The 24,189-nt window shown below is 46.4% G+C and carries 22 protein-coding genes; 8 read left to right on the forward strand and 14 right to left on the reverse strand.

Features of this window, described 5'->3' with window-relative positions; translation table 11 throughout:
- Positions 1-445: 445 nt before the first annotated feature.
- On the reverse strand, positions 446-910 hold the full coding sequence (locus tag EOO49_RS16905; RefSeq protein WP_290847848.1) for a Fur family transcriptional regulator: 465 nt from the start codon (positions 908-910) through the stop codon (positions 446-448).
- Between the two features lie 186 nt (positions 911-1,096).
- Between EOO49_RS16905 and EOO49_RS16910 the strand changes: the two genes are divergently transcribed.
- The 3 genes from EOO49_RS16910 to EOO49_RS16920 are packed head-to-tail and all read left to right on the forward strand — an operon-like array spanning position 1,097 to position 3,141.
- Positions 1,097-1,750 carry a hypothetical protein gene (locus tag EOO49_RS16910; protein WP_290847850.1) on the forward strand — a complete coding sequence of 218 codons (654 nt, stop codon included), beginning with the start codon at positions 1,097-1,099 and terminating at the stop codon, positions 1,748-1,750.
- A 37-nt stretch (positions 1,751-1,787) separates the two neighbouring features.
- The gene (locus EOO49_RS16915) at positions 1,788-2,438 is read left to right on the forward strand and encodes a hypothetical protein (protein WP_290847852.1); all 651 of its coding nucleotides are present in this window, start codon (positions 1,788-1,790) and stop codon (positions 2,436-2,438) included.
- 37 nt (positions 2,439-2,475) lie between these two features.
- Positions 2,476-3,141 (forward strand): hypothetical protein, encoded by a 666-nt coding sequence (locus EOO49_RS16920; protein WP_290847854.1) that lies wholly within the window; start codon positions 2,476-2,478, stop codon positions 3,139-3,141.
- A 78-nt stretch (positions 3,142-3,219) separates the two neighbouring features.
- Here the strand turns inward: EOO49_RS16920 and EOO49_RS16925 are convergent, their stop codons facing one another.
- On the reverse strand, positions 3,220-3,705 hold the full coding sequence (locus EOO49_RS16925) for a YdeI/OmpD-associated family protein (RefSeq protein ID WP_290847856.1): 486 nt from the start codon (positions 3,703-3,705) through the stop codon (positions 3,220-3,222).
- Between the two features lie 94 nt (positions 3,706-3,799).
- Here EOO49_RS16925 and EOO49_RS16930 point away from each other — a divergent pair, with 94 nt between their 5' ends.
- Positions 3,800-4,045 carry a hypothetical protein gene (locus EOO49_RS16930; protein ID WP_290847858.1) on the forward strand — a complete coding sequence of 82 codons (246 nt, stop codon included), beginning with the start codon at positions 3,800-3,802 and terminating at the stop codon, positions 4,043-4,045.
- 205 nt (positions 4,046-4,250) lie between these two features.
- Here the strand turns inward: EOO49_RS16930 and EOO49_RS16935 are convergent, their stop codons facing one another.
- A complete protein-coding gene (locus EOO49_RS16935) occupies positions 4,251-6,470 on the reverse strand; it encodes a RelA/SpoT family protein (RefSeq protein ID WP_290847889.1) in 2,220 nt (739 codons plus the stop codon).
- A 1,155-nt stretch (positions 6,471-7,625) separates the two neighbouring features.
- On the opposite strand from EOO49_RS16935, the gene EOO49_RS16940 reads away from it, so the two are divergent.
- Together EOO49_RS16940 and EOO49_RS16945 are read left to right on the forward strand one after the other, a co-directional pair.
- Positions 7,626-8,633 carry an aldo/keto reductase gene (locus EOO49_RS16940; protein ID WP_290847860.1) on the forward strand — a complete coding sequence of 336 codons (1,008 nt, stop codon included), beginning with the start codon at positions 7,626-7,628 and terminating at the stop codon, positions 8,631-8,633.
- Positions 8,634-8,738: 105 nt separating this feature from the next.
- Positions 8,739-9,650, forward strand: coding sequence for an AraC family transcriptional regulator (locus tag EOO49_RS16945; RefSeq protein WP_290847862.1), 912 nt, complete (start codon positions 8,739-8,741; stop codon positions 9,648-9,650).
- Between the two features lie 110 nt (positions 9,651-9,760).
- Here EOO49_RS16945 and EOO49_RS16950 read toward each other — a convergent pair whose 3' ends face one another.
- The 9 genes from EOO49_RS16950 to EOO49_RS16990 form a co-directional block, all read right to left on the reverse strand.
- Complete coding sequence (locus EOO49_RS16950) at positions 9,761-10,969, reverse strand: retropepsin-like aspartic protease (protein WP_290847864.1); 1,209 nt, start codon at positions 10,967-10,969, stop codon at positions 9,761-9,763.
- Positions 10,970-11,271: 302 nt separating this feature from the next.
- Positions 11,272-12,792 carry a serine hydrolase gene (locus EOO49_RS16955; RefSeq protein ID WP_290847866.1) on the reverse strand — a complete coding sequence of 507 codons (1,521 nt, stop codon included), beginning with the start codon at positions 12,790-12,792 and terminating at the stop codon, positions 11,272-11,274.
- A 258-nt stretch (positions 12,793-13,050) separates the two neighbouring features.
- Positions 13,051-13,836, reverse strand: a complete 786-nt coding sequence (locus tag EOO49_RS16960; protein ID WP_290847868.1) for an RNA methyltransferase — start codon at positions 13,834-13,836, stop codon at positions 13,051-13,053.
- Positions 13,833-14,405, reverse strand: coding sequence for a hypothetical protein (locus tag EOO49_RS16965; protein WP_290847870.1), 573 nt, complete (start codon positions 14,403-14,405; stop codon positions 13,833-13,835). Before EOO49_RS16965 ends, EOO49_RS16960 begins: the two co-directional genes overlap by 4 nt.
- 741 nt (positions 14,406-15,146) lie before the next feature.
- Complete coding sequence (locus EOO49_RS16970; protein ID WP_290847872.1) at positions 15,147-16,478, reverse strand: DUF58 domain-containing protein; 1,332 nt, start codon at positions 16,476-16,478, stop codon at positions 15,147-15,149.
- 3 nt (positions 16,479-16,481) lie between these two features.
- Complete coding sequence (locus EOO49_RS16975) at positions 16,482-17,537, reverse strand: MoxR family ATPase (RefSeq protein ID WP_290847873.1); 1,056 nt, start codon at positions 17,535-17,537, stop codon at positions 16,482-16,484.
- 1 nt (position 17,538) lies between these two features.
- On the reverse strand, positions 17,539-18,714 hold the full coding sequence (locus tag EOO49_RS16980) for a DUF4350 domain-containing protein (RefSeq protein ID WP_290847875.1): 1,176 nt from the start codon (positions 18,712-18,714) through the stop codon (positions 17,539-17,541).
- A complete protein-coding gene (locus EOO49_RS16985) occupies positions 18,714-19,427 on the reverse strand; it encodes a DUF4129 domain-containing protein (protein ID WP_290847877.1) in 714 nt (237 codons plus the stop codon). The genes EOO49_RS16980 and EOO49_RS16985 overlap by 1 nt, the downstream gene beginning before the upstream one ends.
- Before the next feature lie 22 nt (positions 19,428-19,449).
- Complete coding sequence (locus EOO49_RS16990; protein WP_290847879.1) at positions 19,450-20,421, reverse strand: stage II sporulation protein M; 972 nt, start codon at positions 20,419-20,421, stop codon at positions 19,450-19,452.
- Between the two features lie 20 nt (positions 20,422-20,441).
- On the opposite strand from EOO49_RS16990, the gene EOO49_RS16995 reads away from it, so the two are divergent.
- Both EOO49_RS16995 and EOO49_RS17000 read left to right on the forward strand, forming a co-directional pair.
- Complete coding sequence (locus EOO49_RS16995; RefSeq protein WP_290847881.1) at positions 20,442-21,185, forward strand: RDD family protein; 744 nt, start codon at positions 20,442-20,444, stop codon at positions 21,183-21,185.
- 28 nt (positions 21,186-21,213) lie between these two features.
- Positions 21,214-21,819, forward strand: coding sequence for a trimeric intracellular cation channel family protein (locus tag EOO49_RS17000; RefSeq protein WP_290847883.1), 606 nt, complete (start codon positions 21,214-21,216; stop codon positions 21,817-21,819).
- Positions 21,820-21,923: 104 nt separating this feature from the next.
- On the opposite strand, the gene EOO49_RS17005 is transcribed toward EOO49_RS17000, so the two are convergent.
- On the reverse strand, positions 21,924-23,717 hold the full coding sequence (locus EOO49_RS17005) for a gliding motility-associated C-terminal domain-containing protein (protein ID WP_290847885.1): 1,794 nt from the start codon (positions 23,715-23,717) through the stop codon (positions 21,924-21,926).
- A gap of 286 nt (positions 23,718-24,003) precedes the next feature.
- The coding region (locus EOO49_RS17010; RefSeq protein WP_290847887.1) for a hypothetical protein at positions 24,004-24,189 on the reverse strand (186 nt) is incomplete at its 5' end.

Below are 24,189 nucleotides of genomic sequence, written 5' to 3' on the forward strand. Positions count from 1 at the left end.
CGGCAAAAAAATGAATTGTGCGGTTTGTCAAGGTTTATGGAAACGGCATTTGTGAGTACTTGTTACAGCCGTGGTCTTGAGTTTTTAGAAGTTTTAAGAATTTTTACAGATTTTCTGTAAACGACAAATTGTTGTATTCGATAAATTTAGCCCTGGGTGGGCGCGAGTCCGTTATAGAAAATCAGCGTTGATTTTTTGACGGAATTTGAATTGGAGAACCAACCTGCGTTAGGGATAGCAGCGGCATACTTTTGCGACAATGCTTTTGTAGTAGCACAACTGCCGTTGCAAAAGATACAGCGGATAGCCCGGCGACGGCCACCAACCTCAATTGCTTCTGCCGCTGAATTCGATGGCCGGCGCAACGCCAAAAAAAAAGCAACCAACATAAAGTCGATTGCCCATATCAGATAATTAATAATTATTAATTACCAATTATTAATAATTAATTGTCCATCGGTTTGCGTTTTTGACCGTAAAGGTAAAGCGAGTGGTTGTGGATCTCGATGTCGAAAATCTCCTCGATCGTCTTCTTTATCGTCTGGATGCGCGGATCGCAGAATTCGATCACCTCGCCGGTATCGGTCATGATGATGTGGTCGTGCTGTTTGTCGAAGTATGATTTTTCGTAATGCGACTGATTCTGTCCAAACTGGTGACGGCGCACCAGTCCGCAATCGAGCAAGAGTTCGATCGTGTTGTACAACGTCGCGCGGCTCACGCGATAGTTCTTGTTTTTCATCTTGATGTAGAGATTCTCTATGTCAAAATGATCCTCGCTATCGTAGATTTCCTGCAAAATCGCGTAACGTTCAGGCGTCTTGCGATGGCCTTTGGTTTCGAGATAGAGCGTAAAAACGTTTTTTACGGTCTCTTGATTTTTTAAGTTATCGGTGGAAATGAGTGTCATACGGCAAAGATAAGCGTTCGTGCAAAACTGGCAATTTTCGTTGGGATTTTATTGTGTCGGCCGTCGTCGGTCTATAAATTATGTCGTTCGTATATTTTAGGTTTCACCTCAGGGAAGTCGTGTTTTTATTTGCATCGGATTTGGGAAAAGCCTCAATCCATAAATCTAATTCAACTTTAAACGACGATGAAAAAAGTAATTTTATTCCTATTGGCTTCCGTGGCTATGGTTTCCTGCGGAAGCGACGATGGCGACGGCGGATCGAAACGTCCAAGTTCGGTAACGATCGCAGGCGGAAACGAATCGGCCATCATGAACATGACCTATGACAAAGGCCGTCTGTCGACAATGACTAGCTCGTTCAACGGCGCTCACACCATGGCTTTCACTTACAACGACAAAGGAAAAGTCTCGAATGTCGCGATTTCGGGCTCCAGCACAGACAATATCGTTTTCACATATGACGCAGATGGAAAACTTTCATCTTTGATGCACAGCGGACAAACAGCGTTGCCATTCACTTGGACAGACGCGACGACAGTAACGCATGACGGACACACGATCAAAGTTGACAGCAAAGGCGACTTGGTGATGTACGATTCGGTTTCGTTTACACGTGATTCCGGAAAAGGCGCATTTGCCAACGTAAAAGGCATAGACGGACTGACTTTGTTGCTCATCGATCAGACGACATTGTATTACGCATCCAAAAAGCCCGTAAAAATCATCACGGGTCCAGGGATTTCCTACATCATGAACAACACTTTGTCAGGCGGAATGCTCACCAACGCGACTTTCGACCTTAGCGGAGTTCCCTACACGATGAATATTACTTACTGACAACCAAATTCAATCTCACAGTAAAAAACAAAAGATCATGAAAAAAGTATTTTTATTCCTATTGGCTTCCATGGCTATGGTTTCCTGCGGAAGCGACGACGGTGACGGCGGGTCGAAACGTCCAAGTTCGGTAACGATCGTGGGCGGAAACGAATCGTATCTGTTCTCGATGACATACGACAAAGGACGTCTGAACACACTATCGAGCAATTATGGCGGCGCCCACACTTTCACATTTGCCTACAACGGACAAGGCAAAGTTTCGACGGTTTCCGCTACAGGTTCAACTACAGATCCGATCGCTTTTACGTATGACGGCAGCGGGAAACTTTCCTCGGTGACGCGGTCAGGCCAGACTTTTCCGGTTACCTGGTCAGACGCCACAACGGCAAACATAGATGGATCCACAGTAAAAGTGGACGAAAGAGGTGATATCGTGATGATGGACGGAGCAATAGTGACCCGCGACACCGGTAAAGGCGCATTCGCAAACGTAAAAGGCGTCGACGGACTCACGCTGTATCTGACAGAAATCCTGACATTCTATTACGCCGGTAAACGTCCGTTGAAAACTGTCACGGGAAGCGGCGTTGGTGTTGTCTTTTCCAACGAGACGCAAGGTGGAATGTTGAAATCGGCGACATTCGCGTCAAGCGGAACGACCTATACGATGAACATCACATATTAATGGCCAATTTCAACTTCACAATAAACAACAAAGTATCATGAAAAAAGTATTCTTATTCCTATTGGCTTCCGTGGCTATGGTTTCTTGCGGAAGCGACGACGATAACGGTGGAAGCAAAAAGCCATCATCCGTTGTGATTACAAGTGGCAACACTTCGTTGAACTACAACTTTTCATACGACAACAAAAGCAGGATGTCACAAATGGTCGTTTCCGGCTCTGGCACTTCGGGAACAATACTTTTCACTTATGGTGAGAACGGAAAAGCATCGAACATGACAGTGACATCGGGCGGAACGACAACTTCCATCGCATTGGCTTACGACGCTCAAAAACGCCTTTCTACCATCACCGAGCAAGGCCAGCAACCGGTAACGTTGACCTGGACGGGCGACAACAGCTTCACTTACAGCGGAAATCCTGTGTTGCTTACAGACAAAGGCGACGTTCAAAGCATTCAGGGGATTTCCATCATGTATGACAATGGCAAGAAAGGAATGTTTTCATCGGTGAAATCTTTCGATCCTTTTCTTTTGACTTTGGTCGATACGCAATCGCTGCTTTTCGCTTCCAAAATGCCTATCAATTCGATTGTTGCAGGTGGCGACAGCATTACATATACGAACACTTTCGAAGGCGGATACGTAAAATCGTCACTGATTACGACGCCAAACGGGAACGCGAACGTCTCGGCGACTTACTAAAAATTTGGGTTAGTTTTATTTGTATTGAGCCTCGGATTTTCCGGGGCTTTTTTGTGCTATAAAGATTTTTTTTACTAATCAGATATTTCTCGGCAGGACGAAAGTTGCGCGGTTTTCAAGCAATTCCATGATTTTCCCGATTCTTTCCACGACGCCATCGTCAGTCGCAGCCGAAAAAATCCACGCCACGACTTCTACTTTCACCTTTTCGTCGAAGCCCGAAAAGCGCTTGAGAAGTTTCGGTTCTTCTTTGAGACAGACCAGAAAATCATCGGGAATCACCGCCGGCGCTTCATCCAAATAGAGAACGACCTTGACCGAATCGCCTTCCTCTTTGCCGATGGCTTTTCTGATATCGGCTTTGACCGCCATGAACGTGCCTTTTTTCATCGCCCAAATGTTGAAATCGCGCAGTTCGAAATCATCTATAAAACCTCTTACGCGAACCGTGCTGTTGCGTTTTTTGGGCACGTTTGTCAAAATTGGCATTTCGATAAATGTCCATGCACCTTTTTCTTTTCCCTTTTGAAGGACGAAAGTTTGGTCTATGATCGGATTTTCCATGTGTGGGATTTCGCAAGTTTTAAGATAAATCGCGTAAGGCAAAATCGCGTTTCGGGAACTAATTTACAACTACAAACTCTTAAAGCAAACCATCATGGAAAATACACATGAAGACTGGAAAGAACCAATCAACGACGGACAAAACCAAGGACACGATTGGGAAAGGCACACAAAGCCTGAAGAAACTTCGAAAATGATGAAGTCGGACGATCCCGAAGACGACGAGAAAGAGGACGATGAGGAAACCGAATCTGCCGATTGGGGCGATGTCGATCCGCAACACGATCCGCTTGTGCCGCCAGGCCCGATGGATCCAAGCGGACCCGGAAGCGCCGTGTAAAATCGGATACAAGCAAAAAACCGGAATGCAATTATTGGTTGGGTTCCGGTTTTTGATTTTATCGTCTTTTTCGCATTTTGTCTTTCACTTCTTCAAGTCCTGAAAACGCCCAAAGTTTTCAACATCTTTCTTAGCTACTTATTACGTCCGGATTTTGTCGGAACTATATAGACTCAGGCACTCACGCACTTCGGACTCCGTCACTTTAATGGTAAACCCGGGTAACCTTGTCAACGCCGTCAATCTTCTTGATATTCTCCATCAGGCGTTTTAAAATCGTGTTGTTCTGGACGATCACGGCGATTTGTCCGTTAAAAATCCCGGCCTCACCGTTCAGTGAAATGCTTTGGATGTTCACGTGCATGTTGTTGGAAATCACCTTGGTAATTTGGTTCGTTAGCCCTAAAGTGTCCATTCCTGTGATGTTCAGGATGGCCTTGAACTCCTGTTGGGTCGAATCGATCCACTTGGCGCTCATGATCCTGTAAGCGTAATTCGACTGCAAGGTAATCGCGTTCGGACAATCTTTTTTGTGGACTTTTATGCCTTCGTTTATAGTCACGAAACCAAAAACCTCGTCTCCGGGAATCGGGTTGCAGCAAGTCGAGAGCTTGTAGTCGAGTTTGTCGTGTTCCTGGCCGAACACCAACATATCGTAGTTTTGCGACAAGACTTGCCTGTGCAGATCGTCATCGGCAATCGGTTTGTCGCGTTTGATGCGATTCTTGAAGAAATTGATGAACGTATTGCTCTTTTGTGCCGCGTAATCCTTGAGTTGCTGGTTTTCGATGGCTCCGATTCCGACGCGATAAAACAAATCCAGACTTGTCTTGAGCTTGAAAAAACTCACGAGTTCGTTGATTATCGTCTCGCTCATCGTGATCTTGAGGTGGCGCAGTTTGCGTTCGAGCAATTCCTTTCCGTCCTCGGCGATTTTCTTGGTGTTTTCGTTGAGAACGTTCCTGATCTTGTTCTTGGCACGCGACGTCGTCACATATTCGAGCCAGTGCGTCGTAGGCTTTTGGTGAGGCGATGTGATGACCTCGACCTGATCGCCGCTTTTGAGCTCGTGATTCAGCGGAACCAATTTTCCGTTGACGCGCGTTCCTCTCGTCCGTATACCGATTTCCGAGTGTATCGAAAACGCAAAATCGAGGGAAGTCGCACCTTTGGGGAGCGATTTGATTTCACCTTTCGGAGTAAAGATGAAGATCTCCTTCGCATACAGATTCATCTTGAAATCCTCCACGAAATCAACGGCGTTCGTCTCTGAATTCTCGAGCGCTTCCTTCAACAGATTGAGCCAGATGTCGAGTCCCGATTCCTCGTTTCCGCCACCTTGCTTGTATTTGTAGTGCGCCGCATAGCCTTTTTCGGCAATCTCGTCCATGCGTTGCGAACGGATCTGGATCTCGACCCAACGCCCTTTCGGCCCCATGACCGTAACGTGCAAAGCCTCGTAACCAGTAGATTTCGGCGAAGAAATCCAATCGCGTAAACGACTCGGTGACGGGCGATAATGATCGGTCACGATCGAATAGATCTTCCAGGCGAGAAACTTCTCGTCATGCGGATCGGAATCGTAAATGATGCGAAGCGCGAATTTGTCGTAAACCTCGTCAAAGCTCACGTTTTGCGCTTTCATTTTGCGTCGTATCGAATAAACGCTCTTCGGACGGCCTTTCAAAGTATAATCGATGCTTTCCGCGTCAAGCGAATTCTTGAGAATGTCCGAAATTTCCTTGATGTACGCGTCCTGTTGCTCTTTCGTCTCCTTGATCTTCGAGACGATATCTTTATAAACGTTGGGTTCGGTGTACTTCAGACCCAAATCCTCGAGTTCGTTCTTGATGTTGTAAAGTCCCAGACGGTGGGCGAGAGGCGCGTAAATGTAAAGTGTTTCCGAGGCGATTTTGACCTGTTTGTATTCGGCCATCGATTCCATGGTCTGCATGTTGTGCAAACGGTCGGCGATTTTTATGATGATTACGCGTACGTCGTCGTTCAAAGTAAGCAGCATCTTGCGGAAATTCTCGGCCTGCATCGAGATGTTCATGTCCTTTTTGACCTGTGAGATCTTGGTCAATCCGGCGACCAACTGCGCGACTTTCGGATTGAACATGCGTTCGATGTCCTCGATTGTCACATCGGTATCTTCCACGACATCGTGCATCAGGGCCGCGGCGATCGAAGTCGCGCCCAAACCAATTTGCGAAGCCACGATCTTGGCCACCGCGATCGGGTGAAAAATATAAGCCTCGCCAGACTTTCGCCTTTGGTCTTTGTGCGCATCGACGGCCACGTCAAACGCCTTCCGGATCATCTTTTTGTCGCTGTCCGAAAGCGTCTGATACGAAATTCGCAGTAACTCCTTGTATTCCTGCGCAATCGCCTTATTTTCCTTTTCTATGAATTCGTCAGTCAGCTCCATGTTCTAAATGTATAAAGAATGCACCAAATTCCAAATCCCGAATCCCAACTGTTTTCATTGCAAAATCATCGCTTAAAAAATCAAAAGCTCGGTATCAATTAAGCAAGTTTTCATTTCGCTGTCGAATGACCAATCGGAATTTGGAATCGAAATCTGGTATTTTCTGATGGCGTTGCGCCGGCCGGAAAATGTAGTGGAAGCACAAGCATTTTGCGGGCCGTCGCCGGGCTTACCGCACTCGCTATTTTCCGCTTAAAGAAAGCGAAAAATGAGCTTAGACAATGCGGCAAATCCCTAACGCGCTCCTGTCAAAAATTGAACCAAAGTGTCGATAAGGTGGCTGCGTGCCTAAGTTTCGGAGATTTTCAGGGTTTGACAGCCCAACGTACAAAAAATGTCAAATCACTTCTCTTAGGGTTATCATTTTTTGATACTCCTCATATCTATTTTAACAAAAACTACAGATTTTCTGTAATTAGGGTATTGCCGAAATCGCTACCTTGTCGTAGGGAAGGGGCCGGTGTTTTCCCTACGAAAAATCCAAAAATAGCAATTACAGAAAATCTGTAAAAATTGTTAAAAGTGTTTGGATACCCGATTGTGACTTGCAAGAAGTAAGCGAAAACCTTACTGCCGTTACTGCTCTTATGGTTTGTAAACTAAACCTACAAGGTTGAAAAAAACCTTGCAGGTTATCAAATAGCCAGTCCAACGATTAACCATTAAGTTCACCAAGGGCATTAAGATTGCTGGGGAAAAAGAAACGAAATTTTTGCAACCACGAAAGTCAAGTAATTCGCAAAAAAAACTTAATGTCCTTACTGTTCTTAATGGTTCAAAACTGACTCCCATTAGGTCGAAAAACCTTGCAGGTTAGCAATTAGCCAAAGACTGAACCATTAAGTTCATTAAGAGCATTAAGATTGCTGGGGAAAAAGAAACGAAATTTTTGCAACCACGAAAGTCAAGTAATTCCGCAAAAAAACTTAGTGTCCTTGCTGTTCTTAATGGTTCAAAAAATAGAACCTACAAGGTTGAAAAAGCCTTAAAGGTTAGCCGAAAAAGTAATTGGGCTACAACCAAAAGGACTTCGGTTACAAGCCAACGCGGCAATCTGAACGAACTTTGTCCCAACAAAAAATCACAACCATGACAACATTCAAAAAATTGGGCTCGCAAGGCCTCGAAGTACCGGCGCTAGGATTGGGCTGTATGGGAATGTCGGGATTCCAGGGCGGCGATATGTACGGCAAAACAGACGACGTCGAATCAATCGCCACCATACACGAATCTTTTGAAAAAGGATTCAACTTTCTAGATACCGCCGATATGTACGGCCCGTTTCACAACGAGCAACTCATCGCAAAGGCCACGCAAGGCAATCGCGAAAAGTACATCATCGCCACCAAATTCGGATGGGAAATCGACGATGCGACCAACACCTTAACCTGGCAAATCAACGGCAAACCAGACTACATCAAGCATGCGCTAGAACGCTCGCTCAAAAACCTCAAGACAGATTACATCGACCTCTATTATTTGCACCGCCGCGACAAAACGATCCCAATCGAGGAAACGATAGGCGCGATGGCAGATTTGGTCAAGCAAGGAAAAGTCAAGTACATCGGATTGAGCGAAGTTTCGTCCGAGAATGTCCGCAAGGCACACGCGGTTCATCCGTTGACGGCAGTCCAATCGGAATATTCGCTTTTCGAAAGACAGGTTGAGGAAACCGGAGTCAAGCAAACCCTTGAGGAACTCGGCATCGGTTTGGTCGCTTATTCGCCACTCGGACGCGGTTTCATCACAGGCCAATTCAAGTCGATAGACGATCTTCCAAAAGACGATTTCCGTCGCAACATCCCGAAATTCCAAGGCGAACAGTTCCAAAAGAACCTCGACTTGCTGTCCGAGATCGAGAAAATGGCATCCGAAAAAGAAATCAAGCCCTCACAACTTGCCATCGCCTGGACGATCGCAAAAGGTACCATCCCGATTCCGGGTACCAAACGCCGCAAGTATCTCAATGAAAATCTGGAATCGGCCAACATCGTTTTGAGCGGCCAAGATCTGGAACGCCTCGAAAGCATCATCCCGATTACCGCAAAAACCGGAAATTCGTATTGGGACGACGTGATGCAATACCAAGATTATTAATTCTTAAATTGCGGCTATCCGAATGGAAAGTCCCGTTTGGATAGTTTTTTTACGAAAATTTCCCCGATACGCTGCCCGTACGGCAATTAATTCAAGACTCTAAAAATGAACAAGTTCGTACCGCCGATTCACATTGCGACCATTTCGGAAATGCACAAACTTATGTCGGTTTCAAAGCCTTTCCATCCTTTGGTGTCCGTCGTGCCGATGCGTGAGGTCGTGGGCTGCAAGGAATTGGTCGGAAAAACGATCACTTATGGATTCTACTCGATCGCGCTCAAGAAGAATTTCGATTTGAGACTGCGCTACGGCCGCCAATATTACGACTTTGACGAAGGTGTGATGACGTTCGTCTCGCCCATGCAAGTCATTGGAGTCGAGTCTGAAAACATCCAGAAAATGGACGGTTTAATGCTTTTGGTGCATCCGGATTTCCTGAAAGGCCATTCGCTCACGTCCAAATTGCCCGATTACGGTTTCTTTTCATATGACGTAAACGAGGCTTTGCACGTATCCGATTCCGAAGAAAACATGATACTGGCGATGATGGAGAATCTTGCTAACGAAATCGCCAATGCCATCGACGCCTTTTCCCAAGACGTGATTTTGTCTCACATCGAGCTTTTGCTCAACTACTCGAATCGTTTCTACAATCGACAATTCCTCACGAGAAAAAGCCACGGCATCGATGTATTGTCGAGCTTCGAACATTTGCTGAAAGACTACCTGAATTCAGATACGCCTAAAAATTCGGGTTTTCCATCGGTCAACCACTTCGCCGAAAAACTCAACCTATCGGCCAATTATCTAAGCGATTTGCTGCGAAATCTTACAGGGAGAAATGCCCGTCAGCACATTCAGGACGCCGTGGTCGAAAAAGCCAAGGAATTGCTTTCGACAACTAATTTGTCAGTCTCTGAAATCGCGTACAGAATCGGGTTTGAACACTCGCAATCGTTCAGCAAACTCTTCAAACTCAAAATGGAAATGACGCCGTTGGAGTATCGAAGTGCGTGAGTTTGAATGCAAAGTGCGTCCGATTATTACTGATTCCGGAACTAGTTAATCCCGTTTGAGTTTACGGATTCGTTTCGAGTGCAACTCCGGCACTCGGACACTTAGGCGCTCTATTCCAATAAATCGTACTTCTCCAGATTCGCCTCAACGGTTTTCCCATCAGACTTTCGGATTACAACCATAAGATTCTCCATCTCAATCAATTGTTGACGGAAAGCGCACCAATCTTGCTCGCTCAAACCCGCAACGGCAGTTCCGTTCAGGGAAACCACTTCATCCTGGAGCGCAAAACCGAGCTTTTCGGCCTTCGATCCTTTCCAGATCACGCCCACGAAAGTTTTGCCGTTCTCGCGCAAAGGCGTAAACCCGAAAGTGAATTCTTTTTTGGGCGCGTCCATTTTCTTCGGAAGCAGTAATTCGCCCTTTTTGTAATTGATCACGAATTTGCCCAAAGGACTGAAAAAGTCATTGCCTATCAACACCATCGGGCTGGGCGAAACGCGAATCCTTCTCGAGAACAGCACCTTGCCGATGTAGACGGAATCAGCCAAAACCGCGCGTTCCTCCTGAAGCGCATTTCCCATAAGCGAGTAAAAACCCTGACCATGGCTAGATGCGATTTTTTTCGATTTCACAAGCCGGCTTTTCTCGAAATATTCGTTCGGGATGTCGAGACTTCCGTTGTTTCCAGTGTCGACGTCTGCCAAAAAGTTGATGCCGTTCGTATCGATTCTCACGCGTGGCGTTCCCGAAAAATTCTGTGTAAAAGCAACAGCGTTCGAATTCGAAAGTTGGATTTTATCTGAGCACATTCGCACCGACGGCTTGTCATAGTCGATTTCCCAATTGCAGATGCGCATCATGTTTGTGCCGAAAATCCCGTCGATGGGACGGCACAAAAGTTTGCTGAACTTCGCCAATTCGAAAGAACCGACGCCTACGTTCTGGAATGTAACCGATCCGAATTTGATTTCGGGCACAGTATAGAAGTTCTCCTCGCTCACGTTCCCGGCCGAGTCCACAAATTTGTTAGACGTCACCGGCGACAAGCCAAGTTCCTTGAGCAGTTTAGACGATACGATCGTGATCGCGCCCGTATCAAACAGGAAAGTGTAAGTCTTTCCGTTGATTTCGACCGGAACGAGCAATTCGTCCGTGACATATTCGGCCAAAACCGTCTCGTCGAATTTTTTCGATTCGGTTTTTACGGCGAACAGATATTTGTCGCGGTTTTCGGTCGATCTTTTGACTTCTTCCTTCGACTGTGAAAATCCAAAAAAGGAAAACGACAAGAGCGCAATGAGCAAAATTCTTCTCATGGTTTATTTTTTGTAAAAGTGCGAATTTTCGTTCGGATTTAAAAATCGGCATCGAAGGCGATCAGTGGCGCAAGTTGCTTTTGGTTTTGCAAACATTTCTGATTTCGGACAAAAAATCGGTCGAAGTATAACTCAATAAAGTGCGAACATTCCCAAACCTTTCGGAACAGCAATCATATTGTACAGAATTTCGGTATCTGCTTTTTCTTGGCCCGATTCAACTTTTGATTCGAGAATCTCGAGCCAAAAATGCCAAGCCGATTACATCCGGTTTTGTCAAAAACCATAACTTTCGGACATTATCACTTCACTCGAACGAAGTCCAAGTCCTGAAAATCATAACTGAAATCGGTTAAAGGCGATATCGGTTTCATCGTGAAATGATCGAGACCGTCCCAGAAAATATGGGCGTCGGCGTGAAAATAGCGGTTGTTCCACTTAACGACATAATTGTTGTCTTTATAGAAAAAAACCTCGCCCGTGAGTTGAGGTGACCTTTTCGAAGCAAGGAAAAGTTTGCCTTTTTTGACGGTGAACACGACTTCGCCAAACCATTTGTCCTTGAAAGTCCCGATTAGCGGCGTTTGATTCGGAACGATTTTGCCCTTCACATTTTTTTCTACCGCTTTCCAGACTTCATCCGTGACTTTGTCGGCGTCTTTTTCGCGTTGGCGCATTTTGTTGGCCAAGTCAGTGACATGGTCGAATTCGGGCGTTGCGAGATAACTGTCCTTGATCGTGTTGCTTATCGCATTGAAGGCCGAGCCCGCTTGCTGATTCGTCAGAACGATAATGCCGAGTTTCAGCTCTGGAATCATCAAGGTTTGGGTGACGATTCCCTCAAGCCCGCCTGTATGCGAGACTTGTAATTTTCCTTTTACGTCGGTGAGTTGCCAGCCTAGTCCGTAGGTTTTGAAATTCGAGAAATAAGGCGCCACGGCTTTGTTGGGCTGGATTGTTTGAGGCGTCCACATTTCGTTTGCGACTTTTTCGGAAAAAATCTGTTTTCCATCGAACTTCCCTTTGTTCATCTGTAAGATCAACCAATTAGACAAGTCGTTCACGCTCGCATAAAGTCCGGCCGCGGCGTCAAAAGTGCGCAGTTTATAGCGGGAAATGATCTTGAGTTTACCGTCGATCGGAACGTGCGGATCGATTACGTTTGTCGTGTCTTTCAACCGATAGAACGAAGAAGCGCTGTTATTCATGCCGATTGGTTGCATGATGCGCGATTCGACGAATTCGTTCCAGGTTTTGCCGCTCACGCGATTTACGACTTCGCCCGCTACGATGTACAAAAGGTTGTCATAATCGTATTTCGTGCGGAAAGCCGATGTCGGTTTAAGATATTGCAGATTGTCGACGATATCCTGAACCTGAAAGTTGTTTCCGTCAGGCCAAACCATGAGATCGCCCGCGCCCAATCCCAAACCGCTTCGGTGCGTCAGCAAATCCCGGATCGTGAATTCGTTCGTGACATACTCATTGTACATCTTGAATTCGGGAATGTGTTTTACGACCTTGTCGTCCCAAGAAATTTTCCCTTCATCGACCAAAATCGCAAGTGCCGTCGCCGTGAAAGCCTTTGAATTCGAGGCAATTCCGAAAAGTGTATTGGCATCGACCTTTTGTTTGGTCCTGACCGATTTCACGCCGTAGCCCTTGGCGTGCACGATTTTCCCGTCCTTGACAACCGCAACCGCGATTCCGGGCACGTCAAAAGCGGTCAAGGTTTTCTCGACAAGCGCATCTATTTTAGATTCGGATAACTGGGCATTTACGGAAAGTCCGGCGAAAGCCAAGGCAAGGAAAATGTACTTCATATATAGTAGCCGCGAACGGTGAATTTCAGGAGTGTTGCGTCGAATGATTTGTCAAAAGAAGTTATTGTTGCGGAATTATGGAGTAATAAATGCGTTGAAGTTATCAACAGCGGAGAAAGTAGCAGTAGCAGTGGCAGTAGCAGTAGCGGTAGCAGTAGCGGCAACATTAACGGTTGCAAGTAATGCCTATGAAAAGGCAGTCAGTGCGGAAGTTTTGTCGGCAATAGATTTTACAGGGAATGACGCCCGAACAAGCATTTAACTGAAACCTCTTTGTCGCTTGGCCTCGAAAATCAGCACAGCCGCGGCAACCGAGACATTCATGGAATCGATTTCACCTTGCATCGGAATCATTATATTTTGGTTCGCGGCGTCGCGCCAACCCTGCGTCAGGCCTGTGGCTTCGGTTCCGACTACAAGCGCGGTCGCGTCGGTAAAATCCTGTTCGTGATAAACAATGGCATCCTGCAAAGTCGCTCCGTAAATGTCGATTTTGTTGGATTTCAGGAATTCGATCACCTCAGAAGTCGATCCGATGGCGATTTGGTTCGTAAACAAACAACCTACGCTCGAGCGAACGATGTTCGGATTGTACATGTCCGATTTTGGGTTGGCGATGATCACGGCGTCCAGATTTGCGGCGTCGGCAGTTCTCAGCATCGCTCCGATATTTCCCGGTTTTTCGGGCGCTTCAGCTACCAAAATCAAAGGTTTTTCAGACAATTTGAGATCGGCAAGAGCCAAACTTTTGGACTTCGCGACGGCAATCACACCTTCGGTCGTATCGCGATAAGCCAATTTTTGATAGACTTCTTTCGAGATTTCAATCAATTGACGATCGGAAAATCCGAAAGTCTGGAAATCAAAATCGGTTTCTGCCAAAAATAATAAAGATTCGATCTCGTATCCGCCTTTCACGGCAAGCTCGATCTCGCGTCGGCCTTCGATCAAAAAACGCCCGGATTGCTTGCGTGCCTTGGCCTTTTCCTGCAATTGGACAAGTTCTTTTACCAAGGGATTCTGTGCCGAAGTGATTTGTTTCATGGCGCAAAATTATCCTTTTTCTTACGCATTGCATACAAAAGCGACGTCAAACCTGCGAACAAGGCCAATTTCCATAGCAATCCGAGGATCAGGTAGGGAAAAAACGAATCCGAATACATTGTCCATGAACTCGGCAAGTAGTCACGGTGCAGCGAAGTCACGATAATGACAAATTTCTCGAAATTGAAGAACAGGAAAAACGCGATCAGGAATCTTGAAATGTAGTTTTCACGCACTTTTCGCATCCAAAGCAATTGCGGAATTACGGAATACAGCATCGGTTGCAGCCAATAGGCCAAGGCGTATGAGCCGGTCATTCGGTTCAGGATTGCGTTTTGACTTTCGTCGGATGTGTTCCAGATTAAAATCGTTTCGCCCATCCAAACAGCCAAAAAGAGTAGGGAAGCGGTGCAGATCACGATTGTCGCGCATCGGTCGAATTCGCGCAGTTTGTCTTTTCGTTTGGAGATCCTGATTGCGAAATAGATGATCGTGTACAGCAAAAATCCGCTTTGGCAGTCGGTAATCAGGCGCCAGATGAGGGCTTGGAATGTGAGTTGTTCTTGCATTTTTGTTTTGGATAAACTCTTTGCTCAGATTTCGAATTTAAAATCAACCTGTCACCGTTTAAAACAGTGACAGGGTTTATAACCCTGACAGGGTGTGGCGAATCTGAAAAGCGAAAAAATCCTAAGCTAAACCAAAAAACCAACCCAAATACCCCAAAAGAGCAACGCCCGCCCCAAATCCAGCAAAAAATCGAGTTAAATCAAAACTTTAACTCAAGTCGAAATGTTGCAAAGTCGAAAATCAACTATAAAACAACTTCAACAAAACTTTAACTCAGCAAAAATCCGCGTTGGCAGCCCGTGATCAGGCGCCAGATGAGGTTTTGGAATGTGAGTTGTTCTTGCATTTTTGGTTTGGATAAACTCTTTGCTCGGAATCGGAATTTAAAATCACCCTGTCACCGTTTAAAACAGTGACAGGGTTTATAACCCTGACAGGGTGTGGCGAATCTGAAAAGCGGAAAAATCCCGAGCTAAACCAAAAAACCAACCCAAATGCCCCAAAAAATCAACGCCCGCTCCAAATCCAGCAAAAAACTGAGTTAAATCAAAACTTTAACTCAGGTCAAAATGTTGCAAAACTCTACTTCAGCAAAAGTCCACTTTGGCAGTCGGCGATAAGATGTCAGATGAGATCATTTAGTCTGAAGTCGAATCATTTCCAGTCTTCAAGATTTTTTCAGGGTAATCTTTATCAAAATTTGCGCTTCAAGTAATCTCAAAAATCTCGTAATCAGGCACTCAGAGAATTCCGCGCGACTTGATTTCCAGATATTTGTTGATCGAATCCAAAGTCAGATCTTCGGGCGCAGTCAAAACGGAGTAAATTCCGTACTTGCGCAACTCGTTCACGATCAGTCGTTTTTCAAACATGAATTTTTCGGCGACGACCTTGTCATATACCTCGTGTATGTTTTCGGCTTTTCCTTCAATGATCGAATTGAGTTCGGTATTCTTGAAGAAAACCACGACCAAAAGATGGTTTTTGGCAATTCCTTTGAGATAGCGAAGTTGCCTGTTCAAGCCATCCAAAGTCTCGAAATTCGTGTACAGCATGATAAGGCTGCGGTTGTTCACGTTTTTTCGGATATCGGCATACAGACGACTGTAATCGCTTTCGAAAAAGTCGGTTTTGACGTTGTAGAGACTTTCGAGGATTTTCGACATTTGGGACGAACGTCTCTCGGCCACGACGCGGTTTTCGACCCTTTTCGAGAACGAGAATATACCGGCTTTGTCCTGTTTTTTGAGAATCACATTCGACAGCACCAGCGAAGCATTGATCGCATAATCGAGCAAACTCAGTCCGTTGAACGGCATTTTCATCACGCGTCCCGTGTCGATCGCCATGTAAACCGATTGCGATTTCTCGTCCTGGTATTGGTTGACCATAAAACTCGACTTCTTGGCCGTTGCTTTCCAGTTTATCGTGCGCAAATCGTCTCCGGAAACATAGTCCTTGATCTGCTCGAATTCCATGGTGTGTCCGATGCGTCGGATGCGCTTCACGCCGTATTGCGTCAAATGGTGCGAAAACGCCATCAGATCGTACTTGCGAAGTTGGATGAAAGACGGATAAGTCTTGACCATTTGGTTGTCTTGGAACTTGAAGCGGCGCGAAACCAGCCGAAGCGGCGAAGACACGAAAATGTTGAGTTTGCCAAAGTGGTATTCGCCTCTTTCGGTCGGACGCAGATTATACGCGAATTCGTCCTGTGACGCACCTTTCATCAATCGGACGATATCGAAATTCCTGACCTGGAATTGCTCCGGAATCTCATCGATGATGTTGATCTTGATCTGGAAAGTGTAGAAATTCCTGATCTTGACCAGCACCGGATTTTCATCTCCGTTCGAAAACTTCTCGGGCAATTCGCGCTCGCCTTCAACAGGATTTCCCGATGAAAACAAAACCAGCACATCCAAAACCAAAAACACCATAAGTGACAGGAAAAGAAAGCGCGCGGCCGTGAAAAGACTCGGGAAGAAAAACGCCAATACGAAAAAAGTTCCCACCGCGATCAAGAGGTAGAAAAAGAAAGTGTTGATATAAAGTCCGGCGAGGCGTTTCAAGATCTATCGCGGTATTTCAACTGAATCGAGCAGTTGTTTGATGATTTCCTGGCTGTTCAAACCTTCCATTTCGCGCTCCGGCGTGACGATGACGCGGTGTTGCAAAACCGGGATCGCGGCTTCCTTGATGTCTTCGGGCGTCACGAAATCGCGGCCTCTCAAAGCGGCAAAACCTTTGGACGCGTTCAGAATCGCAATCGACGCACGAGGCGACGCGCCCAGGTACAAAAATGCATTCTCTCGCGTGTTTATCACGATTTTGGCAATGTATTCGATAAGTTGCGGCTCGACGACGATCTGTTTTACCAAGGCCTGGAAAGCGCGTATCTGCTCACCCGAAATCACCTTTTTGATGTTTTCGAGTTTGCCGCTGTCCTGCAATTTGTGTTCGCGGGTGATGATGTCGATTTCTTCGCTGAGCTTCGGATAATCCACAGAAATCTTGAACAAAAAGCGGTCGAGTTGCGCTTCGGGCAAGCGATAAGTGCCTTCTTGCTCAATCGGGTTTTGCGTAGCCACGACCAAAAACGGCGCGTCCATTTCGTAGCGTTTCCCGTCGATCGTGATCTGTTTTTCCTCCATGACCTCGAACAAGGCGGCCTGAGTTTTAGCAGGCGCGCGGTTGATTTCGTCGATCAGGATCAGATTCGAGAAAATCGGGCCTTTTCGGAATTCGAATTCTGTCTTTTTCTGGTCGTAAACCGATGTTCCGAGAATGTCCGAAGGCATCAGGTCTGGCGTAAACTGGATGCGGCTGAAACCGATGTCGGTCGTTTTGGCGAGCAATTTCGCCGTGATCGTTTTGGCGACTCCGGGAACGCCTTCGAGCAGCACGTGTCCGCCGGAAAGCAGCGCCACAAGCAATTGGTCGATCATTTTTTCCTGACCGACGATCACCGTGGAAAGTTCGCGTCTCACCGCGTCAAGGCTTTGCGACAAAGGCGCCAGGTCGATTCGGTTGCTGAATCTCACATCTTCGCTTTGGTTGGTCGGCGTTGGCGTGAAATTTTCACCGTTTTCGTTCGGATTCGATTCCGGAATGTTAGTTTCGTTTTCCATATCAGGATATTTTTTCGAGTGCTGAGTTTATTTTGATCAAATCTTCTTCCACGGCCATGTGCGGGCTTCGTCTGTGGTTGTTTACCAGGAAAATCGCCTGTTCGATGTCGGCGAAAGGTTTTCCGGATTTTTGGTGCAGTTTTTCGATGAACACCTCGTCGAGTTTGCTTGTATCAATATGGTAATCATTGCGCACTTTTTCAAGGAAATACACGATTTTTCGATCGATTACCGTGTGGTGCGCGCCTTCTTGATAGTAAAGGTTTCCGATGGTTTTGGCGAAATCGACCGTGGTATTCGGCAACGGTTCGAGAATCGGGACGATTCTTTGCTTGCGGCGTCCGTTGAAGACCATGAAGGCAAGAATTCCGAAAATGAGCAGATACCAAGCCCAATTCAACGCCGGTTGCGAACTGATCCAGCGCAATTTCGAATTGCTGATCGTGTTCGCGTCCGAAGAAACGTACCAAAATGTCTCGGCTTTTGGCAGATACGACAGCACTTTTTCGGCATATTCGTGGTGATTTCCCTTCAACAAATGGAAATTCGTGAAAGCCGCCGGAGCCGTATGCAGCAGGAAATTGCCGTTTTTGTACTTGACCTTGACGAAATTCACGCGGAGACTGTCTGATTGCAAAACGCCCAAAATCTCGCTATCCAAGGTGTCGATGGACGAAAAATACACGGGATTCATGCCTTCGTGCAAACCGTAAGCTTTCTTTCCAAGCTTCGGATTTGACAGTTTCACGCGCAAAGTGTCGATTGGACTGAAACTCGTGCGAGTTGTTATTTTAAGGCTGTCGCGGAACATTTCGGGAAAGGATTCCATGCTCAGGAAAGCGGTATTTCCGTGTCCGACGAAATAAAAAATGTCGTTCAGCGATTGCGTGTCGAGGTCGCTCTGGATCGCCATGATATTGCCCGTAATCTTGTACGTATTGTCGTCGTAATCGAAAACCGAATCCAGGAATTCATAAGGCGTGCGACGGAATCTTTCGACCTTTTCGTCCAGAAGTGAATCGATTTCCTTGTCCAAAACATAAAGCCCGAGCGGAATTTTGTCATAAACCGAATAGGTCGGACGCCAATCGACGGGTTTTTTCTCGCCTCCGTCAAAAAAGATCAACAGGCCAAAAACCACCACGAGAAAAAGGATATAATACTTGATTTTTCCCATCAGTAGCGTTTTATGGTTTTTGCGAAGGCCGAAACCGCCTTTTCGAACGCGATGTCGTCCAATTCGAAGTCGCCATACCAGATGTAGTTGAACAGATAGGACAAATAGGCGAAATCTTTCCTGTCGGTTTCCGATTTGATCTCATACAAATAATCGGAATTTGTCTTTTCAATATCCCAAACGATGATGCCGCGTCTGGTGAATTTCTGCAAAAGCCACAGGTAATAGTAGCGGATCGCCAGTTTTCTATCTCCTATCGAAAGCGTTTCGGCAATCAGTTTCTCGAAATCGGCGGCTTGGATGTCACGCTCGATTTCCTCTGCCGACAGGATGCGTTTTGATGTGCCGCGCCCGAAAATCCATTGGCCTTCCTTGTTCAGGATCGCTTTTGCGATCAGGAAAATCACCACGACGATCACGATTACCAAAACGATCTTGAAAATCCAGTCGAGCACCGTCAGGGTTTGGTTGCCTCCAAATTCGAAAAGCCTCGAAATTTTGTCGCCAAGCCACTTCTTGAAGCGATCCCAGGCCGTGAGTTCTTTGGCTTTCGGTTCGTAGTCGAAAGCTTCGTCCTTGTAGTTTTGCTTGAAATCAGGAGCGAATTGGCGCTGTTTCACATCGGATGAATCAAAAACGATGTCCTTGTCCGTGAGAACGCGCTTGGGTTCTTGCGAATCAAGGCTGTCTTGTGCGTACGCCGAGGAACACATCAACCAAAGTATCAAAAACAGACTACGCAAGTTCCTTGAGGTGTTTTTTGTGGACGAAAATCGGATAGACCAAATAATACCAGGCGATCAATCCCAAAGTAGACAATATGATGAAAGCGCTTAGCCAGATTGGCATTTTTGGCGCGTATCTCGTGACGAATCCTTCGAGGAAACCCGCGGCTATCGTAAAAGCCCAGGTGCTCAGATAAATCTTGAACGAAGCCATGAATCCTATTTTCAATGAGTTCATGCGCGAGTACGTCTTCGGAAATAAAATCGACGCACCAAGCAGGAATCCGCAGGCCGTTTCGATGACGATCGCGAAAATTTCCATCGATCCGTGAATCCAGATACTTCTCACACTTTCCCAAAAAATGCCTTTCTGCTGGAAGAAATACTGGAAAGAACCAAGCATGACGCCGTTTTCGAACGCGATGTAGAACGTGAGAATTCCGGCGGTTATCCCAAAAAAGTAGCAAATCGCGCCAACTTTTAGGTTGTTGAGCGTGATTCCGATAAAACTTCCCCAATTGCTCCCCGATTTGTAAACCGCCATCGGATCGCCTTTGTCAATGTTTTCCAGGGTTTGGTTCACGTATCCGTCGCTTGTGACCAATCTGACGAAATCCTGGTCGTAATGCGAGGAAATCACCCCAATTGCCACCGAAACGAAAAAAAGCACGAAAGCGTAAAGGAAATAACGTCTGTATTGGTAACTCAAAAGCGGCACTTCGGTCTTGAAAAAATGGACCAGCCTGTTTTTTTCAAGCCTTTTTGTCTTGTAGATTTTTTGGTAAACCTGGGCCGCGAGATGATTCAGGTAAGTAACGATCTTGCTTTTGGGATAATACGTCTGCGCGTACGAAAGATCGTTTATGAGCTGTACGTAAAGACTCGAAAGTTCGTCAGGGTTTTTTTTGCCGCCAACGGTAATGGCACGTTCAAATTCAAGCCATTTTTCTTTATTTTGCCGGATGAACGCGATTTCTCTCATTGGCGGCTAAAATAGGAATTATGACCCAATTATCCATAAACACCACACAAAATGTAAACATCGTTTTTACGGCCGCATCCATGGGCGATCGCATCCTTGCGAATATCGTCGATTGGATCATAAAAATCGCCTATATGTTTTTGATGTTTGGGATAATTCTCAGATATACGGGCGTTCTTGAGGCCATCGGGCATTTGGACGCGTGGTCGGAAGGTGCGGTGATTTCAGTCTTTTCGCTTCCGATGATGCTTTATTCGCTGGTTTTCGAAAGCTGGCTCGAAGGACAAACCTGGGGCAAGAAACTCATGAAGATCAAAGTCGTGAAGATCGACGGCTATCAGGCCTCGTTCACCGAATATCTCATCCGATGGTTTTTCCGCATGGTCGACTTGTTCCTTTTCAACGGACTCATCGCCGTCATAACGGTTGCCACATCGAAGAAAAGTCAGAGGTTGGGCGACATGGCCGCCGGAACCGCCGTGATCACTTTGAAGAACAAGATCAACATCAGCCATACGATTCTCGAGGAAATCGGATCGGAATATGTGCCCATTTATCCGCTGGTGATAAAATTGTCTGACAACGACATCAGGATCGTCAAGGAAACGTTCAACAATGCGTTGTCGAGAAATGATTTTGAAACCATTCGCAAACTCGTCACAAAAGTCGAGACCGTGACGGGAATCAGGAATCAGTCGGGCAATAACAACGACTTTTTGAGAACGATCGTCAAAGATTACAATTTCTATACTCGAGGTGCATAGTTTACCGAATCTTCCGCAATCTGCTGACTTGTTCTATTACCTGAATGTCATCGGGACAATGGCTTTCGCGGTGTCGGCATCGCTTACGGCCATGAACCGAAGGCTTGATCCTTTCGGGGTTTTCGTGATCGCATTCGCGACTTCGGTTGGAGGCGGAACGTTGCGCGATATTCTTATCGGATACACTCCGGTTGGCTGGATGCGCGATCTGACAGTAGTTTATTTTATCATCGCCGGTTATTTCGTTGCGGTTATTTTCCGAAAAAAACTCGACAGATTGCGCGTTTCCCTGTTCCTGTTCGACACGATTGGACTCGGGATTTTCACGTTGATTGGAATCGAACGCGGACTTTCATTCGGACTCGCGCCCGTGATTTGCGTGGCTTTGGGAACGGTTACGGCTTGTTTTGGAGGCGTGATAAGAGACATTCTGTGCAACGAGATTCCGGTCATCTTCCGAAAGGAAATCTACGCGACTTTATGTATTGTGGGAGGAATAATCTTCTTCACGCTGAGAAACAACTTCGGACTCACCCAAAACGTGCTTTACGTATTGGTTTCGGTCATCATTATAGTTTTGCGCCTCTTGGCCGTGCGTTATAAATGGTATCTGGCACCTTTGGACAGAAAGTGATTTACCGCACGATTTCTGTTCTGCTACAACTTCTGCAGCCGCCGCCTCTGCAACTGCCACTTCAACTGCTTCTGCTACTGCAACTGCAACTGCCACTGCCACTGCTACTGCGTGATGTACAAAAATCCCGAATAAGGTTTCGGATAATCCGGATCGTGCAATTCCAGAACGTAGTAATAAGTCCCGTCCGGCGCTTCTCCGTCAGACCATTTCAAACCCTTGGAAACGCGGCCGTTCCACTCTTCGGTGTTGTTTGTTCCTGACCAGATCTGAACGCCCCATCTATTGTAGACGAAAAGTTTGTAGTTCAGGAAAATATCGCGCAATCCGGCAATATGGAAAACGTCGTTTATGCCGTCTCCGTTGGCCGAAATGAAATTGTAAACGGTCGGCGGACAATTTCTTACGGTAAGTAAAAAGCTTCCGACGTTGTAGCAATCGGCGCCCTGAACGCGAAAATAAACCGTGAAAGGCGTGCTCGGAGCCACAAAATTTCCGGTATTGAGGATTTCCCCGATTCCGTTTTCGGCATTTTCTTGCGATGTATAAAATGAAATCTGATAAGAAGGATCAAGTCCGATGGTAGTTGCGTAGTCCGAAAAATCAAAAGTGCCTGAAGTCAAGCCCAAATTGCACGAAACCAGATTTTCGGGCTGATTGAATCCGGGCAAAGGAAGCAAAGTCACCGTCGCGACAAATTGGTTGTTGGTTTCGTTCAATTCCGTGACAACGCCCACATTCTGGCCATTGTCGTCCACCAAAAGCGTCAGGGTAAAACCATCGGGAAGATCGTCCGGAATCGTCAAGGTAATTTGTCCCGATTCGCTTCCGCCGATAGGAATCAACTGTTGCGTCGCGGCTTGTCCGACCAAAATCCCATCGGCATAGAAAGCGATTGGCGTCGCCGCCTCGAGATCGTCCGTGCTGTTCACGTTGCTAACCGTGTAATCGACGACAATCTGTTGCGAATTGCAGAACACCGAAATAGTGTCCGACACGATAGTCGCATCGGGCAATTGACTGTTCAACTTGGTCACCACCGCGTTCACCATCACGACATCCTGTTCGGAATGCAAGGTGATTTCGGCCGTCGTATCGCCTATATTGATATTACCCTGAATCTCGTAAACGTCAAGATCCATGTTGTAAAGCTGGTCAGAATTCGTGAAAGTGTTTGTGCCGTTGAAAGCGTTGTTCCAAGGATTCAAAGCATTCGACAACACATCGCCATTGATCGTAAGCGATTCCATATTGGCAATATTCTTGTCACCTTCCCACGCCAGAAACCCGATTTTTGCGCCCACGTTGTCAATCACGTTCAGACTGTTCAGTGAAATCGTGATTTCCGTAGGAACGGCCTGCATTCCGTCGTAAACGTTGAGTTGGTTCAGCGGAAGCGAATTGTTCTTGTAGACCACGACAATCGCCCAACCGGCAAAGTTCGTACGATTCGTGAAAGCAAAGTTGATGTAGTTCGAAACATCGAGCTCGCTCAAAGTATAAGTGCCGTTTCCCGTCGCCTGAACTTGCGCAGTGACGTCGGCGAATGCGCTGAAATAATCATAGGTGTTGCCGCTTACCCATTGATGGGCGAAAGTGCGCTCGGCAGTGATCGGGACGCCGTTCAATTCCACCTGGAAATCCCCGAAACCGCAGCCAGCCCAATACAGGTAAGCCGCTTCGATCTGATCGTTTGCGGTGAGGTTGAAATCGGCCGCCGTCGAAGTCAGCACAGTCGGCACAGGCATGTACGAATTTTCCATCGTATTCATCGTATTGCCAAAAAACACGAAGTCGTAACGCCCGTTGAATTGTTGGTAAAGCGAAATATCCTGGGCAAAACTGCCGAGGGAAAAAAGGAGGGAAGCGATGAGGATTTTGAGTAGTTGTGGTTTCACCAAGCATCGATTTGCGTTAAAGATACGGATTTTGGGAAAGGTTGCTTTTGGAAATTAGCGTTGTGGTGTTTTGGTTTATTTTGGAGCTTTTTCCGGCTGACTGGCACTAGCTTTTTTGCAAAAGCCGGTTTTTCTAGGGCTTGAAACGAGCTTCCTTCGGTCGCTGTTTCAAGTCAAGAAAATCACGTCTTTTTCTGCAAAAGGCTAGTTGCCCGCATCCGGGCTAGGGATTGTCGTAATACGATTTCTCGCTTTTAATTTTGTTTCTGTGTTTACGGAAATTATCTCACTCTCGAAGCGTAAATAAAAAAGCTGCGCTTTTTTGCTTCTTTTCGCCGGCTGCGCCGTCGCCTGCTTTGATTTTCTTTCGTCGCCTGCCAGCGGGGCTTACTTTTGCCTCGCCGCAAAAGTAACAAAAAGGCTCGCGGCACGACCGATTTTGGCGACCTGACAGCCTTGGAAATTCGGGAAT

Source organism: Flavobacterium sp., assembly GCF_004295795.1.
Lineage (GTDB): Bacteria > Bacteroidota > Bacteroidia > Flavobacteriales > Flavobacteriaceae > Flavobacterium.

Excerpts from the sequence above, each read along its gene's own strand:
- EOO49_RS16905 (WP_290847848.1), bottom strand. The coding sequence starts at position 910 with ATGACACTCATTTCCACCGATAACTTAAAAAATCAAGAGACCGTAAAA.
- EOO49_RS16910 (WP_290847850.1), top strand. The coding sequence starts at position 1,097 with ATGAAAAAAGTAATTTTATTCCTATTGGCTTCCGTGGCTATGGTTTCC.
- EOO49_RS16915 (WP_290847852.1), top strand. The coding sequence starts at position 1,788 with ATGAAAAAAGTATTTTTATTCCTATTGGCTTCCATGGCTATGGTTTCC.
- EOO49_RS16920 (WP_290847854.1), top strand. The coding sequence starts at position 2,476 with ATGAAAAAAGTATTCTTATTCCTATTGGCTTCCGTGGCTATGGTTTCT.
- EOO49_RS16925 (WP_290847856.1), bottom strand. The coding sequence starts at position 3,705 with ATGGAAAATCCGATCATAGACCAAACTTTCGTCCTTCAAAAGGGAAAA.
- EOO49_RS16930 (WP_290847858.1), top strand. The coding sequence starts at position 3,800 with ATGGAAAATACACATGAAGACTGGAAAGAACCAATCAACGACGGACAA.
- EOO49_RS16940 (WP_290847860.1), top strand. The coding sequence starts at position 7,626 with ATGACAACATTCAAAAAATTGGGCTCGCAAGGCCTCGAAGTACCGGCG.
- EOO49_RS16945 (WP_290847862.1), top strand. The coding sequence starts at position 8,739 with ATGAACAAGTTCGTACCGCCGATTCACATTGCGACCATTTCGGAAATG.
- EOO49_RS16950 (WP_290847864.1), bottom strand. The coding sequence starts at position 10,969 with ATGAGAAGAATTTTGCTCATTGCGCTCTTGTCGTTTTCCTTTTTTGGA.
- EOO49_RS16955 (WP_290847866.1), bottom strand. The coding sequence starts at position 12,792 with ATGAAGTACATTTTCCTTGCCTTGGCTTTCGCCGGACTTTCCGTAAAT.
- EOO49_RS16960 (WP_290847868.1), bottom strand. The coding sequence starts at position 13,836 with ATGAAACAAATCACTTCGGCACAGAATCCCTTGGTAAAAGAACTTGTC.
- EOO49_RS16965 (WP_290847870.1), bottom strand. The coding sequence starts at position 14,405 with ATGCAAGAACAACTCACATTCCAAGCCCTCATCTGGCGCCTGATTACC.
- EOO49_RS16975 (WP_290847873.1), bottom strand. The coding sequence starts at position 17,537 with ATGGAAAACGAAACTAACATTCCGGAATCGAATCCGAACGAAAACGGT.
- EOO49_RS16980 (WP_290847875.1), bottom strand. The coding sequence starts at position 18,714 with ATGGGAAAAATCAAGTATTATATCCTTTTTCTCGTGGTGGTTTTTGGC.
- EOO49_RS16985 (WP_290847877.1), bottom strand. The coding sequence starts at position 19,427 with ATGTGTTCCTCGGCGTACGCACAAGACAGCCTTGATTCGCAAGAACCC.
- EOO49_RS16990 (WP_290847879.1), bottom strand. The coding sequence starts at position 20,421 with ATGAGAGAAATCGCGTTCATCCGGCAAAATAAAGAAAAATGGCTTGAA.
- EOO49_RS16995 (WP_290847881.1), top strand. The coding sequence starts at position 20,442 with ATGACCCAATTATCCATAAACACCACACAAAATGTAAACATCGTTTTT.